Annotated in this window: 1 protein-coding gene; it reads right to left on the bottom strand. The window is 62.9% G+C overall.

Annotation, left to right across the window (positions count from 1 at the left end; all coding sequences use genetic code 11):
* Positions 1-139 precede the first annotated feature (139 nt).
* Positions 140-1,240, bottom strand: a complete 1,101-nt coding sequence (locus ACFOLC_RS16095; RefSeq protein ID WP_386760281.1) for an IS5 family transposase — start codon at positions 1,238-1,240, stop codon at positions 140-142.
* Positions 1,241-1,310: the final 70 nt, after the last annotated feature.

The raw sequence follows: 1,310 nt of genomic DNA, 5'->3' as shown, positions 1-1,310 counted from the left end.
CAGGCTGCTGAAATACCGCCCGTCTTGAACACGATCCGCCCCGGCTGCGATGGCACGAGCGGACTTTCATTCAGATCGGCGCACCGTTGATCCGGTTCTTGGCGACTTTGCAGCAGTCTTTCCACCTGCAGTGACCATTTCATGCCGCTTTCCCGGACTGCAGGCGCAACTGTCCCAGTGTTCGCATCCGCACCAGGTTGTAGCCGGTCATCGCCAGCATGAACACCTGGTCCACCTTCGCCAACCCTCGCACCATCACCTGCCGGATCGGGCCGATGAACTTGGCCCAGCCAAAGCCCTGCTCGATCAGCTTGCGCTTGCGCTGGGAAATCGCATAACCATCGCTTGAAGCAATCTCGTCAGGCACCGCCGAGCGGCGATTGCTGGTGTTCTGCGCCACATGCGGGATGACCTTCATTTCCTGCAGCGCTTCCACGAACTCGGCCGCGTCATAACCCTTGTCCGCACCCAGCGTGACTTGGGCATCTTCCGCCGCCGCCTGCACCGCATCGGCGATCATCGCCTTGGCCGCTTCGCGTTCGGCATAACCATCGGCGTGCGTCACCCGCGCGTTGGCGATCAATCCGTGTCGGTTGTCGCTGAGCGTGTGCCCGATGTAACGCAGTTCGCTGGCCGTGCCACCCTTGCGGTACAGCCGGGCATCCGGATCGCTCGTGGAGGCGTGCGTGTCGTTGCTGCGCCGCTGGCCACGGAAGTCACTGCCGTCGCCCTCATCATCCCCATCCTTGCGCACGAAGCTCTTGTGGCCCGCCCATGCCTGGATCAACGTCCCATCGACGCTGAAGTGTTCGCCCGACAGCCAGCCTGCCTGGTCGGCCTGCGCCAGCACTTCATTGAACAAGGCCACCACGGCATCGTGTTCGATCAGCCGGTCGCGGTTCTTGCTGAACACCGTCGGCACCCATACCACATCGTCCATCGCCAGCCCGATGAACCAGCGGAACAGCAGGTTGTACTGGGTCTGCTCCATCAGCTGCCGCTCGGAGCGGATGCTGTAGAACACCTGCAGCAACATCGCCCGCAGCAGCTTTTCCGGCGCGATGCTGGGGCGGCCGCCCTTGGCATCCTCGGCGTACATCCGCGCGAACAGGCCGTCCAGCCGCACCAGTGCCTGGTTCACCTGCTCGCGGATCGGCCGCAGTGGATGCGCCGCAGGAACGAAGTCGTCCAGCTTGCGGACGGTGAACAGGCTTTCTTGCAGTACGTCGGCACCACGCATCGAAGGTCTCGGGGCAAGCAGAACGGTAATGGGACAAGTCTATGCGGGTGGGAGGTATTTCAGCAGCCTG

This window comes from Lysobacter cavernae (assembly GCF_042648505.1).
Taxonomy (GTDB): domain Bacteria; phylum Pseudomonadota; class Gammaproteobacteria; order Xanthomonadales; family Xanthomonadaceae; genus Lysobacter_L; species Lysobacter_L cavernae.
This window is presented reverse-complemented; position numbering and strand designations above follow the sequence as displayed.

Bases quoted from the DNA above. Each gene is read 5' to 3' on its own strand.
- ACFOLC_RS16095 (WP_386760281.1), bottom strand. From the start codon at position 1,240: ATGCGTGGTGCCGACGTACTGCAAGAAAGCCTGTTCACCGTCCGCAAG.